Origin of the sequence: Pseudomonas sp. NPDC087814, from assembly GCF_044742865.1 — a bacterium.
In the GTDB taxonomy this organism is placed as follows: domain Bacteria; phylum Pseudomonadota; class Gammaproteobacteria; order Pseudomonadales; family Pseudomonadaceae; genus Aquipseudomonas.
Genome location: NZ_JBIUVK010000012.1, coordinates 132,171 through 149,534 on the forward strand (window position 1 = coordinate 132,171; position 17,364 = coordinate 149,534).

Below are 17,364 nucleotides of genomic sequence, written 5' to 3' on the forward strand. Positions count from 1 at the left end.
ATCCCGGCCTCAGTGACTACCGGCTCGACCGCGCCACCATCCACCGGGAAAAGCCGGGCCCCCAAGACGAAAAAAAGGGGCGATCAATGATCGCCCCAAATACAACGAGAGGTCCTTTTCTAAAACTACAAGCTGATCTGCTGGCGCTCCTCATCCGTCAACCGCGCCCGCGCCTGGTCACTCAACGGTCCGGCGCCGAGTACCTGCACCGGGCTGTTGGGGTTGTAGCCCGAGGTCTTCTGCCCGTCCTCCGGCTTGCGCTCAACTGGCTCGCTGCCAAAGCTCAACACTTCCACCGTGACAATCGACGCCCGGCCCTGTTTGGCCGCCGCCTGCTGGCTGCGCGCGGCATCTTCCGCCGCCTGGGACGCCGCCGCACCGGCTGCGCTCGCCGAGGTCATGGCCCCGGTGTTTACCGCCGCCGACACCGGCACCCCGGACGACTTGCCCTGGGTCTGGATGTTGGCGGCGTTTACGACGCGCAACGCGGCAATGTTGATGTTGCCCGAGACCCGAATCCCCGCCTCACCCGCATCGATGGTGCCCAGCGGGGCGATCAGGTCGATGTCTCCGGCCGGCACTTCGGGAATCGGGTTCAAGGTGGCAATCCCCGCCCCGGTGCTCGGCACCGCCGGCGACAGGGTCACGTTGCCCCAGTTGTCGTAGACACGCTTGGGCGGCGTGTACACCACGGTGGTCTTGGATCCGCGACCGGCGTTGATGTCGCCCTCGCCGGACCAGCCCATGATCGAGCCGCCGAAGGTGGTCATGATGCGGCTCTGGCCCAGCAGGATGCTGCCCATGGAATACAGCTGGATATCGCCGGCGCCCTGGGTGATCACACCGGCGGTGGACGGCGGTGCCGCGCCTTCGATGCCGAAGGTCTGCCCACCGCCCGGGGTGAGCATCTGGATCGAGCCGCCGAAATTGGTGTGTACACCCGAGCCGCCGAACAACGTGATATCGCCCTTGTAGGTGATCGGGTTGCCGGCCACGTCCTTGTCCGGGAACAGCGCGGCAATCGCTGCACGCCCCCGTACATAGCTGCCCTGGCGCGCACCGCCCACCGCGTTGTACTCACGGCCGGCGGCCTTGAGTTCGGCGAAGTACACATCACGGGCGAACACCCGTTGCTGTTCAGCGGGCAGTGCGGCGTAAACCGCGCGGGCCTGCTCGCGGGTGCCGACGAAACCGAAGCGCTCGGCGAGCCAGGTGACCAGTTCGTTCTCATAGGTCTTGGCGACCTTGCCGCCCTGGATCGACAGGGCTTCGCCTGGCTGGACGAGGTTGGCCGGGGCCAGGTAGGCCTCGACAAAGCGCCGGTAATCCGGGCCGTTGGGGCCGACGCCAGCTTGCATGACGATGCCTGCGCCAGGGCGGTTGTCGCCCGCGACCACCGGGCCCAGGCTGGTGATGCTGACTTCGCCGCCCTTCGCCGGGTCACGCCCGGACATCAGGATATTGCCGCCCGCCGTCACTTCCAGCAGGCCAGGACCGGCAACCTGGAAGTTGCTGTACAGAATGTCGCGCCCGGCGGAGACGATGGAGATGTCAGTGGGGTTGTTGTGGATGAACAGGTTGCCGGTCGACTGCTCGCTGACCGCACCAGGGGCCGTATTAAAACGGCTGCCACTGCTGACAATGTCTCGCCCCGCCATCATCCAAACCGGCCCGTTGCCCTCGTACCAGGTCTGCCCCGAATGCAAAAACGTGGGGGAAGAATTGAACGTCAGGGTCCGGCCGCTGCTGACCCCCACCAGATCGCCGGTCAAGGCATAGAACCGCGCCGGTTCCGTTGGCGCGTAAGCGGCTGCCGACGCCGTGGCGGAGCCAAAGGCAAACAAAGGACGCGGAATGGAACCCGACGAGCTACCGTTCTCCGACAGATTGTTGCCATCGGCAACCACCTGACCATCAATGGTCCCGACGAACGCCGGCCGCCAAGGTGTGGCCATGATGCTGGGGTCGGCCCCGGAAGGCGTGACAAACATACCGCCCGCATAAATCGAGTCATGGGCCAGGAATTGCAACTGGCTGCTGGCACCGGGGGCGAGCACCAAGGCATTTATCGGACTCGTATCGGCTTGGTACCCCAGGACGGCGCTTCCGTAATAAATACTGCCGCCAGCCGCCGTCGCTCGAACGATCGATGGGTAGACAGTTGCCAGGTCGGACGCTGCGGCGGAGACAGATGGCGTCAAGTTGCCCCCCGCTGACAACAGGTCGATTGCCGTGTGACCGGTCCACAACGAGAACCAACTTTCGCCGGCCCCACTCGCCCCGCCACGGGTAAACGATGAGTTGTTCAGCAGGACGACACGGCCCGGGTCAATCACTTGCTGCAGCACCAGGTCACCCAATGTGGTCAGGTTGAATGTGGCATCCCCCGGCACCAGGGTGATACCCCCCACTGCCCGGCCACGGGTCGCCTGGAACGGATCGAATGCGCGGGTTTCGCCCGGGCTCTGCTCAGAGCTGTTGCTGCCGTAGGTCAGGTCGATCCGGCCCGTGGTCGCACTTTGCAGTTGGACATTGCCCCGGATATTCACCAACTGGCCGTTCTGATCGTTTACATCAACCACGCTGCCAGGGTTCAGGGCGCCACCGATACGCACCCGTAAATCACCACCGCCCGTCAACTGCAGGCTGCCATCACCGGCAACCCGCCCGGTACTGCCGACCGCCAGCACCAGCCCCTGGCTGCGCGGGTTGGCAGAGGCCGACATTGGGTTGCCGTCCATGCGCCGAAGCACACCGGCATCCCCGCCTACCTGTACATCCACGTCACCGCCGCCGAGGGTGCCGAAACCGGTAAACCCGACGAACGCATCAGCCTTGGAGGCGTTGGCGGTATAGCTACCGAAATTGATCCACCAGGCCGTCGGCTGCGCCTGCCCGCCGGTGTTCACCGTGCCGCTGCCCTGGCGCCACAGCCAGTTGGCCACATCGGCGGAGTCGATGCCGTTATCCAGGGGGTTGGGCCGACTTGGGTTGAAGACGCCTCCCAGGATATTCCCCGTCAGGTTGCCCCCCACGTTCACGCTCAAATTCCCCCCTGCCTCCGGGTACCAGGCACGGTACAGGCTGTCAGATGAGCCGTTGACGAACTGTTCAAAATAACTGTTGGTATCGTTCAGCACCGTCTTCGCGCTGTTCAGCGCCTTGGGCTGGTTGTAGGGGTCACCGGCACCGGTTGCAGTGGACGATGTACCGGCGGTGTAGACCCCGTACAGGGAGTCCATGCTCAAGTCGCCGGCGCTGAGCAGTTCGAGGTCGCCCGTACCGGTGCGAATCACACTGAAACGGCTGCTGGAGGGGGTCGCCGCATACTCTTTGCCGCTTTGGGCCTGGCAGTAGGCGGGCGAGCTTGCACAGAACTCATCGATGGACGGGATACCGAACTGGTCCAGGATGCTTTGCTCGATCGGCGTTCCGACGGTGACGATAATCCCGTTGTCCGCCAGGTCCTTGGCGCCGAATTCGGTCCAGACATAGCCAACTTTCACGGCGCAGTACGCCGGATTGCCCCCACAGAAATCATCAATCGAACCCAGCCCGAAATCATCGAGGATCTTTTGGTCGATCGGGTCGCCTTCCTTGACCACCACCCCATTGGCCGCAAAGTCCTCCACCGCGAAGGCGGTCCAGGTCAACTTGCCCTTGGCGGGCATCTCCTTGGCAAACATGCCGTAGTGGCTGTCAGCCAAACGCAGGTCTCCGCTGCGCGGATGGGCTTGCAGGATGCGGCTGTCGGCCGCCTCGGTGTCAGCACCTGCAACCAACCGCAGCGACCAGGATTGCGAACCTTCGGCCAGCATCGGCGAGAGGGCCCACAGCTTGCCCTGGCGCCCCGCCACTTCCGGGCGCAACGCCACCGACTCAGCCCCGCCCGGCAACTTGACGTTGGTGCCGGAAGGAATCAACGCGCCGCGCGGCAGCGGTATGTCGCCATTGAGGGTCACGTGGTTTTGCGTCGGGTTAAGCGCCTCGTAGTTCGTCGGCAACGGCACCCCTTTGGGCCAGGTCAGCGCCCCGAGCCGGGTGTCCTGGGTCAGCAGGCTGCCGGCGTCCAGCTGTGAGCCGGCCGCCAGGGTGTGTGCCTGGCTCAATAACGTGCCTGCGGCAAACAGCACATTGCCCGCGCTGTCGAACACCGCTGCGGCCAATACCGTACCGGCAGGCAGCGTCAGGTCCTGGTTCAGCGTCGCCCGGGTCGGCAAGCGCGTACCGGCGGCCGCGCCCACGGCCTTGATCGGCAGGTCGTAGTTGAGCACGGTGCCCGCCGGGAAGGTCGTGCCGTCCGCCAGGGTGATGCCGTTACCCGGCACGATGATCGTGCCCCCGGTAAAGTCGATACCCGGCAACAACACCCAGCCCTTGTCATCGACGGTCTGTGGTGGCGGTGCAAAACCGTCGTTGATGCTGCCGTAAATATTCAGGTCGCCACCGGCGCGCAGGGTCAGGCTGCCCGACTCACCGGAGCCATACACCGAGGTTTTCTGGCTGTTGGGGTTGAGGCTGGCGTAACGGTAGCCGGACAGGTCCAGATCGCCCTGCACCACCAGGTCACCGTCCGCGGTCTTGCTGACGATTTCCACGCCCGGGCGCAGGTGGAAGGCATCGGCGTAGGTTGCATTGTTAAGCCCGGCGAGTTTGTTTTGCAGCAGGTTCTGGTTGAGCAATGCACCGTTGATAAAGGCCGTGCTCAGCACATGCTTGCCATCCAGGTAGGCCTGGTCGATCTGTTGGTAAGGCCGCCCGCTGGCCGTCGGATCGGTGACCAGTGGCGCATCGTCGTAACTGATCATGCCGTTGAGGGTGATCGAGCGCACGCCCTGGATCGTCAGGCGGCCATGGGCATCGATGTTGATGTCGTTGCTGGTGCCATCGACGTTGATCAGCCGTGGTGCATTCAGTTCCAGGGTGCCGCGGTTGCGCCCGTCATTGCCCTGGACCGCCTCGGTGCCGTGGCGCAGGTCGATGCGTGCGCCATCGGCCAGGGTCAGTTGACCGGTGCCGGAGCCGAGCACCACCATGGCCCGGTTGGGCGAGTCGATGATCTTGCCGTAGCTGTCCACCCGCAGCTTGCTGCCATGGGCGTCGAGTACCGCGCCGCCGTCCAGCGTCAGGCCATGCTTGCCGGCCAGGTTGATGCTGCCGACGCGCTCGCCACTGGCGTCCACCAGGCCGGTGACCCGCAGGCTGCCATTGTCCACGGAGACGTTGACGGTGCCGGCCTTGAGGCCATTGCCGATGGTCAAGTCGCCCTGCTTGAGTTGGAAGCTGCGTGTGCCGAACACCTGGCCTTGATTCAGGCGCTGGTTGAGGTCGGCGAACTGCTGGTCCAGTGAACCGCTGCTGCCCAGGCGCTGGGCCTGGATTTCCACGGTACCGGCCTCATAAGGCATCGTGGTCCCGCCCGCATCGTAATAGCCACTGCTGCCGGCGAGGATCGTGCCTTGCAGGTCGACGATACCGCCCGCCGCGTCCACCGCAACCGCCCGCAGTTTGCCGGCCTGGTTGTTTTTGGCCGAGAGGTCGATGGTCGAGCCGGCAGCCTGCAGTATGTTGCCGCTGCGGCTGTCCAGCAGCACAGTGCCGCCCGCGCCGTATTGGCTCACATCGTTGAACACAGTGGCGCCACCGGCCACGTCGATCAACGCCGCATCCGTCAGCACCACATCACCCCGGGCGCCCAGGCTGACTTTGCCGCTGGGCAGCACTACCGCCGTGGCCAGGCGAATGCTGTCGCCTTGCAGGGACAGTTCGGCGCCCTGGCCGTCGGCCTTGCCACGCGCCCCCACGGACGCTGCAATATCAATCGCCCCACCTGCGGTCATGCGGTTCACCGAACCGGCTTCGCCGGTCATCAGCGGGGTGAGGATATTCAGGTCGCCGCCGCTGTACTGGAAGCCCTTCACCGGGTCATAGGCGCCCTGGCTCTGATACACCGAGAGGCTGCCCTTGTGGTTGGCGGTAATGCGCTCGCTGGCATTGAGGTTCACGCTGGCAAAGCCCAAAGCCAGGCGATCGAAACTGCTCACGGTGTTGGTCTGGGCAAAGGCGCCGTAGCCGAACTCAATACGCTCGGCGTTGATATCCAGGCGCCCGCTGCCAGTGCCCGCCCCGCCGGCGATCACCGAGCCCGGTGGGGTGGTCGCGCCCTGCCAGATCAGGTTGGCGGTATGAATGTTGGCCACGTCGCCAGCGCCACCGGCACCGTAGATCGCCGGAGTGGAGAGCATCAGGTTGCTCAGCCGCGACTTACCCGTCAGTGGGTCATAGGTGTCCAGGGAGGTACTGCCGTAGAAGTTGAAACTGTCCCGCGCCGAGAGCTGCAGGGTTTCCAGGGCCGGCGCACCGAACTGTGAATCACCTTTGAGCAGGCGATCAAGAAGCGCCTGGGTGAGTGTCAGGCCGGCCGGCAACTGATTGGCCACAGCGGCAGCGGCCAGGGCTTGGGCGCTGCCGAGGTTAATGGTGTTGACCCCCAGGTTGAGGTGACGGGTGCCGTAGCGCACCTGGTCGCCCAACTGGAAGGTATTGTTGGTCAACGCCACGATGCTGCCTTCGGAGTACAGCCCGGTTTGCCCGCTGCACAGGCCCGTGTCACACACACCGATGCTGATCCCGCCGCTGGGCACCGTCGTATTGAATGCAATGACATTGAGCAAGCCGTTGGACGCCGCCAGCATATTGGTGACTTTGTAGATAAAACCGTCACGAGCGTCGTAGCTGGCTTTGCCACGGCCGATGGTGTTGATGGATGCGCCCTGCTCCAGGACGATCGCGTTGGTGTCACTCAACAAAAAGACTTCCGGCGCTGCGAGCGTCACACCTTCCCGAAGCGTGACGGTGCTGTTGGCCCGACTCGTACCGCCAGCCAGGACGATGTAATTCCCGGACTGGCCATACGTAACTGCCGTCATCCCCCCCACCATCAAACGCGAGGCTCCCAAGGCGTTGAGGCTCTCATCGTTGAAGGTAATGCCGGAAAAACCGCTGGTTGCGGAACTGCCCGCCGCGACGACTTCAATACCCAGCTTGCCTGGATCAATCACCGCCACCGCGCCGCCATAGCCACCCGCCGCGGCCTCAAAACGGCCTATGCCCTGGAACGAAAACGCATCAGCGCCGCCCCCTGGCCGCAAGGCCAGTTTCAGGGTCTTGGCGTCGACGGCGAGCATCGGGCGTGGCACACCCTGTTTCGCAGCGTCGGCCATGGCGAACTGGGCGTAGCTGGTTTCGTTGTATTGGGAATAGCGACGCAAGGTATCGGCCGAGGTCAAAATCAACTGGCTGGCAACGCTGTTGCCGATCCCGGTGTTGGCGATGGACAAGCGCCCGGCGGTGGACCAGGAGCCATTGCGCATCCGCTGGGTGGCGGCATCACTGCCGAGCCCGGCCAGGCCGTTGATCTCGACGCGGAAAGCGCCGGGCATCAAGGCGTAGGTGGACGGCATCAGAGTATAAGTGCCCGCCGGCAGCCCCGGCACTCCGGCGCCGATGGTGACCTGCTGGCCCACCAACGGATCGACTGCGCCCTTCTCCGGTGCCACCGGCGCCGAGCCAGGCTGCACCCCGGGCACGATGGCGTAAATCGGGTTGGTGCCCAGGCCCGGCAACACAAAACCGCCATTGGCACCAAACTGCACCAGTGGGCTGTAGCGCGCATCCGTAGAGCCTCCGCGCCCGGAAACGAAACCGGCCCCCAGCAATTCGCCGCCGCCCGACAGGTCCAGGGTAGCCTCAGGCTGCACCTGCACCGACTGGCCGCCGAGAATCACCCCGACGCTGAGTTCCGCGTCCTGGTTGACCAGCCCGCCCTGGCCGACAAACGTCACGGTCTTGCCGTTGTACTTATAGACCTGCCCGTCCAGGGTGCCGCCATACGGCAGCACCAGGCCCCTGCCGCTCACCGACGTCACGCTGCCCGGCAGCAATTGCACCTGGCTGCTGCCCATGCTGCCGATATCGATCAACCCCAGGGGCGCCCGCACCACACCGCCCTGCCGCACCGTCGCGGCGCCCAGTTGCAGGCGCCCGAATGCCGAGTAAGGCACCGCGGCATCCGTGTTGCCGGTACGGCCAATGGTCAGGGTGCGCAGCGGGTCGAACGTGATGTTGAGACTGTTGAATTCGCTCAGGTAGCCGGCAATGACCCGCGCACCGACCTCCGTGGCCGGATACAACTGCGCCGCCCGCAAGGTCATATCGCCCTGGGTCAATAACTGGGTGCTGACCCTCAAGGCCACGCCGTCCGGGTTCGCACCCGCCAGGAAGCGCAGATCGCCCTGGCTGGTCAGGTTGACCTGATCAAAGCCGCGACGCTCAAGGCCGACCAGGCTGTCGTCGGCCTGGCGCAGTTTGCCCTTGCTGCCAAACAACACGCTGCCGCGCACATCGATCAAGCTGCCGCTGGCATTGAACTGCGCCTCGGTGGCGCGCAGCGAGGGTAACGGCAACACCGACACCGGGTTCACGTAGAACTCCCGGGCCGGCGAATCCATGCCGGACAGCAGCAGAGACGGTGCCGACAGATTCACCCGGGCATTGGCTGCCGCGCCCTCACTGAGGTTGAAGGCACCGCTATACAGGCGCAGGCTCTGGCCCATGTTCAAGGACACATCGCCGTCGAAACTCAACAGGCCGTTGCTCATCAATGCCAGGTTGTCGAAGCCGCCCGCACTGACCTGGTCGACGCCCAGGCGAGCGTGGCCGTATTCCAGGCTGTCGGCCGCGTCGGCGGCGGTGCCGGCGAGCGTGTGGGCCTGATGGGTCTGGCCGAGCACCAATTCACGCACCTTCAGCACGCGATCCGTGACACTGCTCTTGGTGTAATACGGGCTGTCCAGCGCTACGTTCAGGCTGCCGCCCGCTGCGCCGGCACCGCCGGCCCGGGCTACCAGACTGCCGTCGAGGTACAAGCCATTGTTGGACGCCAGGCTGATGCTGCCGCCATTGCTGGCCACCCGGGTTGCGCCCTGCCCCGGAACATCCAACACCGCTTGCGTGCCCGACGCGTCCAGCCGGGCGCCCTCGCGTACCACCACAAACAGGTCGCTGGCAGTGACCGTGCCGGTGCTCAGGTTGATCTCGCCACCGATACTGATCTTGCCGCCGTCACGGACCAAACCGTATTGGCTCCCGCGATTGTCCACGGCAGTCGCGGCCCGGGCGGCGACATCGATCAGTGCGTTTTCACCCAGCCAGATGGAGCGGCCGTGGCCAACCGCGTTGGCCGGCTCGAACGCACGCGTGGTCAGGCCGTTCAGGTTGACGCTGCCACCCCAGGCATTGAGCGTGCCGTCGACCGTCAGTTGGCCGATGCTGCGCAGGTTGATCGACTGGCCCGGGTCGACGCTGATCACCGCGCCCTTGCCGACCACCAGCGCGGTTGTCGGCAGTTGCTCGGCAGGCGACTCCAGGTGGCCGGCGGAAAGGGTCAGGCTGGCGCCACGGCGTTGGCCGAGTACGCCCTTGCTCGCGTCTTCCTGGTAAAGCGGCGGGGTCCAGCGCTCCATCACGCTGGCCGCAGCGCCGCCGCCCGGCGTCGTGGCGGCCTGCTCCGAGAGCCGGTAGGCCGGCACGTTCACATCCACCTGAGTACCATCGGCGACCAGCAGTCCTTCGTTGCCGGTGATGTCATAGGCCGAAAAACCCTTGTTGAAAAAATCCCCGGCCAACTGCAAGGTCTTGGCATCCGGCGCCTGCGGGCTCTGGCCGATCTGCACCTTGTTGGCCTGCAAGGTCAGGGTGCCGCCTGCGCTGACGCCATAGCCGCGAATCTCGGCGCCCAGGCCCAAAGCCCCCAGTGCGCCCACGGTCACGTCGCCGCCCTTGCCGCCCCGGACTTTGCCATCCAGGCCGATGGTTGCCCCGGACGACGTTTCCACCAGGCTGCCCGCCGCGAGCTTCACGTCGCCGGAGCTGCGCAGCGACACCTTGCCACCGTTGATATACGCCACCCCGTCAGTGGCCGAAGGGTCCAGCGCCAGATTATTCCAGCGCCCGGAACTGTCCAGCTTGACTCCGGCGGCCACATCGAGCCGGCCGATGCCCGGCAGAATCACATCGCCAACGACATTGGAGCGATTGAGGTCGACCTGGTTCAGCAGGTTGCCCGCGTTGATGCTGCCGCCGTGGGCCGTGAGGTTGGCATTGACTGAAACCACGGGGCCGAACAGGGTGATGTCGCCGCCGTCAGCCACCTTGAGTGCGCCATTGACGTCAATCTGCTGCTTTGCGCCGACCTTGATCGCGCCCAATCGGTAGCCATTGAGCTGGTCACTGTCGAGCACCAGTTTGCCCTGGCGTTCGGTCGGCAGCGCAGTGGCCAGGCCCAGGCCGTCGGCGATTTTTTGCGCGCTGCCCTCGATCAGCACCTGGTCGATGGTCGGCGTCAAGGCGTAGCGCAAGGTGCCGGTGGCCTTGTTGTACACCGGCGTGTACTGGCCAATGATCAACTGCGCCCGCTGGGCCATGGCCTGCTGTGACTGCTGATAACCATCAAGGTTGATATTCGGTGCCTGGGTCTGGCGATCGCCCTGGAATACATCGCTGATCAACTGGCCTTCCAGCACCGCGTTGGTGGTGCCCACCACCAGCTTGCCGGCGTCGCGGCCCACGGTGTAGCCCGCCTCGTAGCGGCTTTGCTGGGCCACCAGCGGGTTGTAGTAGAAATCGCTGCGGCCCCAGCGGACGCTGGTGTCTTCAAAGCCCTTGTAGATCCCCGCGTAGAGAATGTCCCCGGGGGCTTTCGACAGCTCATAGAGCTGGCCGTCAGGCCCCTTGAGCCAGGTCTGGCGGATGTAGCCGGCCTGCACATCGACGGTGCCGCCCGACAGATTGACCTGGGCACCCTGCTGGGTCACCACGTCCTTGCCGGTGAACGTCACAGTGCCGCCCTGGGCCATCCACTCGCCGACCGAGTGGCCCTGGGTGCCCAGGTAACCGCCGACTTCCAGCAGCCCGCCGGCGGTGTACCAGCGGTCCGTCGCATAGCCGTTGGTGCCGGCCGGGACGAACACCAGGTCCCGCAGGTCGACCCATACATCGTTGTTGATCAATTGCCCGCCGTCACGGTTGGCGGGCGCGTCGCGCTGTTCGTTGCCTTGCACGTTGATCTTGATGTTGTTGGCTTCCATCGCCACCTTGACGCCAATCGCGCCGGACACGTCGATCATCGCGCCGTCACGCACCAGGCTGCGCTGGCCGGCACTGACCGCCACCTGGCCGCCGGTGGCCAGGGTGATCGAGCCTTTGCGCAAATCCACAGTGCCGCCGCTGACGATCTCGATCCGCGACTGGTCGGTGCGGTCGGCCACCGCGCTGAGGTTGTTGAACTGGCCGGTGATCAGGTTGGCAGGCAAGCCGTCGAGCGTGATCAGGCCGTTGTCCTTCTGGCTGTTGAGGGCGGTGCTGCCGCTGGCGTCCAGCAGGATCGCCGTGGTACTGCCCTCGCCCAGGGTCACGCTGGCGCTGGTGTCGCTGGCGGCGTTGAGCAAGTGAATCGTGCCGCGGGTATCCACCGAGGTGCTGGCCAGGGCCACGCCGTTCTGCTGCACCTGGTGCCCGGTGAGGGTGATGTCGCCGGTCGACGCCATGATCAGGCCGCTGTTGCTGACCTTGCCCGACGTGCTGCCGGCCTTGAGGCTGGTGGCCACTTCATTGCCACGGGTGGTGGAGCGGTCGTTGCCGGTGGTGCCGACGCCCTTGCGGATATAAAAACTGTCGCCGGCGGCCAGGGTGGCCTGGCCCCTGGCGGTGATGATGCTGCCGGCGTTCTCGACCTCCGAGCCGAGCAGCAAGGCGTAGCCACCGGCGTCGGTAGAGGTGGCCGGGTTGTGAGTCTGGATCAACGCGCCGCGCTGCACCTCGACCTTGCCCGCCGCGTCGGTGAAAGTCGGCTGGGTGCCGTTGGCATCCACATAGATCCCGCGTTGGGTGAATTGGTCATCGGTGATGGTGGCGGCGGCCGCCACCAGGTTGCGCACATTGACCTGGCTGCTGCCGCTGAAGATCACCCCGTTGCGGTTCATGATCATCACTGTGCCAGGGGCGTTGATCTGGCCCTGGATTTCGCTGGGGCGCGCGTTGGGGTCGTTGACACGGTTGAGCACGGCCCAATTCGATTGCTGCTGGAAATCGACCGTGGTGTTGCGTCCGACGTTGAAGGTTTCCCAGTTGAGGATCGCCTTGTCGGCGGTCTGCTCGATGGTCACCGTGGTCTTGCCACCGGACTGGCTCTGGGTCGGGCCCTTGGCGTTGGTCCAGCCCTGGGTCAGGCTGTTGTCCACCTGCAAGCCGCCCTTGCCGAGGCCGTCGGGAATCGTCGAGACCTGGCCGAGCGCCGCTTGCCGGCCAGCGGCCTGGGCGGCCTGCTGGGCCGCAATCGCCGCGACACTGTTGTTGAGCGTGCTGATGGAACGTGACAACTGCTGGTTCGCCCGCGCCTGCTGATTCAACGACGGAATCCCCGGCACCTGCGCCCCGTTGAGGCGGGCCGCTGTCGCCGCCTGGGAGGCACCCTTGTCGGCAAACCAGCCGGAGCTGAACGCTGTCGCCGCGTGGGCGCTGCCTGCCACCATGAACAAGGCAATCGCCTGGGCCAGGGGTTTGAGGCGCAGGATCGTCTGGCCGCCAGGGCCTTGGGCATTCAGGTTGACCGGTGGTTTGCAGCGGACCATCAGGAAGCTTCCTTCTTTGTTTTTGCCCATAGGGAACTGGCGACGTGCGTCACGTATGGGAGTTAGGCGGTTGGCGAGGGGCGGGACTGAACTTCTGTCATGGAAAGTTCATGTAAGGCTGATAGCCGAGCCGCAAACGCAAAAATCAGCAACGGCACAGGCCGTTGCTGATCGGGTGTTGCCGGTCGGTAAAAGCGTGGGTTACAGCGGACGACCGATGGCGTTGCAGACATCAGACTTGCCGATGCTCAGCGCGCTGGTTGCGGTAACGAAGTTGCTGGTGATCGCGGCTTTCCAGGCAGCTGGCAGTGGCACGAAGCGGTTGGCCTTGATCGCGTTGTCGTTGCTGTTCAAGGCGCTGGCACCGAAGTGACGGGTGAAGAATGCACGCACTTGCGAGGTCTGGGTGGCGTCGGCGTAGCACTGGCTGAAGATCAGGTTGGTGAAGCCCAGGATCGGATAACCGCTGCTTGGGTAAGGCACGACGCTTGGGTCGTTGGCATCGGCGGCGGCAGCAAACACCGGTACCCAGGCGTTCTGGTTGGCGACGTTGGCAGCAGCCGGTACGGGCACAGCAGCGATGGCGGCGGAAACGTTATCAGGGGCTGGAGAAACACCGGCGACCTTGGCCACTTTGGTGGCGTCATCCAGGCCAGCCAAGGTAGGCGCGGCATAGTCCGGGCTCATGTAGGTGATGCGACCATCACCGGCGTTCAGCGCGGTCATCACGCCTTGGCTGGTCACGGCAGGCACGGCGCCTGGTGGCACGCCGAAGCTGTCCGCGAAGTTGGTGGTGACCACAAATTTCTTGGACTCATTGACGCACTTGGCCGCCAGGAAACGGGTGAACAGCTCGGTGGTGCCACTGGCTTCGTTACGGTAAACCACCACGATATTACCGGTGCGACCGGTAGCCGGGAGTTGGTTCCAGGTGGTGATGCGGCCCGAGAACACGCCGCACAGTTGATCAACGCTCAGGTCAACTGCGTTGGTACCGGCCTTGTTGAATGGAATGGCAACCGAAGTGGCGACCGAAGGCACTTGAATCAGCTTGCCCCAGGTCGCTTGTTTGGTGGAGGCGTAGGTGGACAGTTCAGTCGAGGTCAGCTTCGAGTCGCTGCCCGCCCAGTGAACGTTCTTGGTGCCGGTGCCGAACTGGCTGTAGTCGTTGTTCAGGAACGCCAGTTTGCCCTTGCCGCTGCCCACGCCGATGTACGGGGCGAAACCGGCGGTCAATACGCCGGAGGTCTGGTACAGCGGTTGTGGCAGGGTGGCGCCGCCGCCGTTGATGTCTGCCATGGCAGCCTGGGCCGAGCACAGTGCAGCGAGGGTCATGGATACCGCGAGAACGTTGCGCTTAAACATGAAGAAGCTCCTTTCGTCGTGTTTGTACGTTGGGGTAGATGACGCTATGGCTTCGGTCCCGGGCTGTGTTCCGGGGGGTACCCAGGGGTGAGGCCATGGGTATGAAATTTCGCAGCATCCGATGACAGCTAAAGGAAAAAACCTCGGGAGGAACGGCTTGATTTTTAAAAAGATTCTCGGGTGTTTTGGTCACACCTTTGAGCGATTTGGGGGTGAGGTGACAGCGAGGTTTCAGCGCGGATTTCGAGGACCGGGCTGGAGGCGTTACGGGCCGTGTGGTGGGGTTGGGCAGATGACAGAATGAGGAACCCGAGGTTGGGACCCGCGTGTCGGGCGCGCGAAAATAGTCTTGAAGAAACGCGATTCAAATGTGGGAGCGAGCAAGCCCGCTCCCACATTTTTGATCGTGTTTCGTCAGCAGTCAGGTCACCAGTTGGTTGATTTCGATGATCGGCAGCAGCACGGCCATGACGATGACCAACACCACGGCGCCCATCACCACGATCATCAGTGGTTCAAGCAACGCCGTCATGCCCATCGCCCGACGCTCGATATCCCGCGACAGGGTTTGCGCCGCGCGTTCGAGCATCGGCGGCAGCGAGCCGGTTTCTTCGCCGCTGGCGATCAGGTGGATCAGCACGGGCGGAAAGACCTTTTCCACCGCCAGCGCAGGAGCCAGGTTGACGCCCTCGCGCACCTTGGCGGTGGCATCTGTGACGCACTGGCTCAAGCGGTCGTTGGACAAGGTCTGGCGCGCCGCTTCCAGGGCGCGCAACAACGGCACGCCCGCCCCGCCGAGAATCGCCAGGGTCGAGGCAAACCGCGCGGTGTTGAGGCCCAGTACAAAACGCCCGATCAACGGCAGGCGCAACACCCGGCTGTGCCAGCTCAACCGCGCCACGGGGTTGCGCAGGTACAGGCGCCAGCTCCAGAAACCACCCACGATCCCGGCAAAACACAGCCAGCCCCAGGCGCGGATAAAGTCACTCGCATTGAGCATCGCCAACGTCAGCCCCGGCAGGTCCTGGCGAGCCTGGGAAAACGCACTGACCACCTGCGGCACCACGTAGCTGAGCAGGAAAATCACAATGCCGATGGACACCAGCCCCACCACGCCCGGGTAGATAAACGCCGTGAGGATCTTGCCCCGCAGGTTATTGCGTTCCTCGATGTAGTCGGCGAGGCGCTCCATGACCTGGGCCAGGTCGCCGGACTCCTCCCCCGCCGCGATCAGCGCCCGATAGATCGACGGAAAGTCCCGGGGCCGGGCGGCCAACGCATCGGCCAGGCGCATGCCGCTGCGCACATCGGCGCGCACCGCGCTCAAGGTCTGGGCAATGTGTTTTTTCTCGGCTTGCTCCACCGTGGCGCTCAACGCGGCCTCCAGTGGCAGGCTCGCACCGAGCAGGCTCGCCAGCTGGCGCGTGGCCCAGGCCAAGTCATTGTCCGAGAGCTTGGCGCTGAACCGGCCGCCACCGCCGGCACGCTCATTGTTGTTCTCGACCTGCACCCGCAAGGCCGTCAGGCCACGGCTGCGCAGGTGGGCAAAGGCGCCGCTCTGGCTGTCTGCCTCAAGGTGCCCGGACTCCAGCTTGCCGCTGGCGTCGGCGGCTTCGTAGCGGTATCGGTTCATCAGGCGTCCCGTGTTACGCGCAGGATTTCTTCGGGGGCGGTGGCGCCGCTGCGTACCCAGCGTTCGCCATCCTCACGCATGCTGAACATGCCGGCGCGGCGTGCGGCGGCCTTCAAGGCCTGCTCGCCGGCGCCCTGGTGGATCAGCCCGCGCAGCTCGTCGTCGATGCAGAACAATTCATGGATACCGGTACGCCCGCTGTAACCGATCTGGTTGCACTGCGCGCACCCGACAGGCCGCCAGGTGCCGGGCGCGGCCGGGTCTTCCTGCTTGCAGTGCGGGCACAGCCGACGCACCAGGCGCTGGGCCAATACGCCGAGCAGTGACGAGGCCAGCAGGAACGGTTCGACGCCCATGTCGATCAAGCGGTTGACCGCCGAGACGGCGTCGTTGGTGTGCAGGGTGGCGAGCACCAGATGGCCCGTGAGCGAGGCCTGGACGGCAATTTGTGCGGTCTCCAGGTCGCGGATTTCGCCGATCATGATGATGTCCGGGTCCTGGCGCAGGATTGCCCGCAGGGCCAGGGCGAAGGTCATGTCGATCTTGGCGTTGACCTGGATCTGGCTGATGCCCGGCAGGTCGTATTCCACCGGGTCTTCGACGGTCAGGATATTGCTGGTGCTCGCATCCAGCCGGGCCAGGGCGGCGTAGAGGCTGGTGGTCTTGCCGCTGCCGGTGGGGCCGGTGACCAGCACGATGCCGTGGGGTTGGCGGATCAGGGTGTCGAGTTTGGCCAGGACGGCGGGGTCCATGCCGAGGGTTTCCAGCTGCAGGCGGCCGGCTTGTTTGTCCAGCAGGCGCATCACTACGCGCTCGCCATGGCCGGTGGGCACGGTGGAGACGCGGATATCGATGGGGCGACCGGCCACGCGCAGGGCGATGCGGCCGTCCTGGGGCAGGCGTTTTTCGGCGATATCGAGTTGGGCCATGATCTTGATGCGTGAGACCAAGGCGCCGTGCAGGGCCTTGCGCGGGGACACCACGTCACGCAGCGTGCCGTCGACGCGGTAGCGCACCACGGAGTGGGTTTCGTAGGGTTCGATGTGGATGTCGCTGGCTTCGTCGCGGGCGGCCTGGGTGAGCAAGGCGTTGATCATGCGGATCACCGGGGCGCCGTCCTGGGTGTCGAGCAGGTCGGTGATTTCGGGGATGTCTTGCATGAGGCGGTCGAGGTCGACTTCGTTTTCGGCGGCGCCCACGACGGCGGCGGCGCTGCCGGTGTCGGCGTAGGCAGTGGCCAGGAGGCCGTCGAGTTCGTCGTCGCGCACCTGGATCAGGTGGGTTTGGCCGAACTGGCGGTAGACCTCGCTGATGGACCAGCCGGGGGTTGAGGGGCAAATGGTCAGCGTCGGGCCCTGGGTTCCCGGGTGAAGGAGGATACGTTGGGATTTGGCCCAGGCGTAGGGCAGGAGGCTCATGCTTTTGGGCTTCGTTTGGTTGAGTACATATCCATTCCTTCGGTTACGGCTTGTATTGGTTCCGCTCTTACAGCGGCTCACTTTTGAAAAGCCGGAATGCCGGCCCAGTCAAAAGTAAGCAAAACGCTCTTGCCCCACCACTCGGCACCTCGCCTAGGCTCGGAGTGCCCTCACTCCGGCTTTGGACCGTGGGCCGCCGTCATGGGCCATCCCTGGCCCAGGACGGCTAACCCGGCGTCCTGCCGGGTTACCCACGCTC

Annotated in this window: 4 protein-coding genes; all 4 read right to left on the minus strand. The window is 64.7% G+C overall.

Going from position 1 to position 17,364, the window contains the following annotated elements; translation table 11 throughout:
- Positions 1-125 precede the first annotated feature (125 nt).
- Positions 126-12,689: a filamentous haemagglutinin family protein gene (locus ACIOMR_RS12570; RefSeq protein ID WP_401194403.1), complete on the minus strand. Its 12,564-nt coding sequence runs from the start codon at positions 12,687-12,689 to the stop codon at positions 126-128.
- 201 nt (positions 12,690-12,890) lie between these two features.
- Positions 12,891-14,054, minus strand: a complete 1,164-nt coding sequence (locus tag ACIOMR_RS12575) for a substrate-binding domain-containing protein (RefSeq protein WP_003210472.1) — start codon at positions 14,052-14,054, stop codon at positions 12,891-12,893.
- Positions 14,055-14,475: 421 nt separating this feature from the next.
- Positions 14,476-15,687, minus strand: a complete 1,212-nt coding sequence (gspF, locus tag ACIOMR_RS12580) for a type II secretion system inner membrane protein GspF (protein ID WP_401194406.1) — start codon at positions 15,685-15,687, stop codon at positions 14,476-14,478.
- Complete coding sequence (gspE, locus tag ACIOMR_RS12585) at positions 15,687-17,105, minus strand: type II secretion system ATPase GspE (RefSeq protein WP_008432561.1); 1,419 nt, start codon at positions 17,103-17,105, stop codon at positions 15,687-15,689. Before gspE ends, gspF begins: the two co-directional genes overlap by 1 nt.
- Positions 17,106-17,364 lie beyond the last annotated feature (259 nt).

Coding starts and splice junctions, on each gene's coding strand:
- ACIOMR_RS12575 (WP_003210472.1), bottom strand. CDS start 14,054: ATGTTTAAGCGCAACGTTCTCGCGGTATCCATGACCCTCGCTGCACTG.
- gspF (WP_401194406.1), bottom strand. CDS start 15,687: ATGAACCGATACCGCTACGAAGCCGCCGACGCCAGCGGCAAGCTGGAG.
- ACIOMR_RS12570 (WP_401194403.1), bottom strand. CDS start 12,689: ATGGTCCGCTGCAAACCACCGGTCAACCTGAATGCCCAAGGCCCTGGC.
- gspE (WP_008432561.1), bottom strand. CDS start 17,105: ATGAGCCTCCTGCCCTACGCCTGGGCCAAATCCCAACGTATCCTCCTT.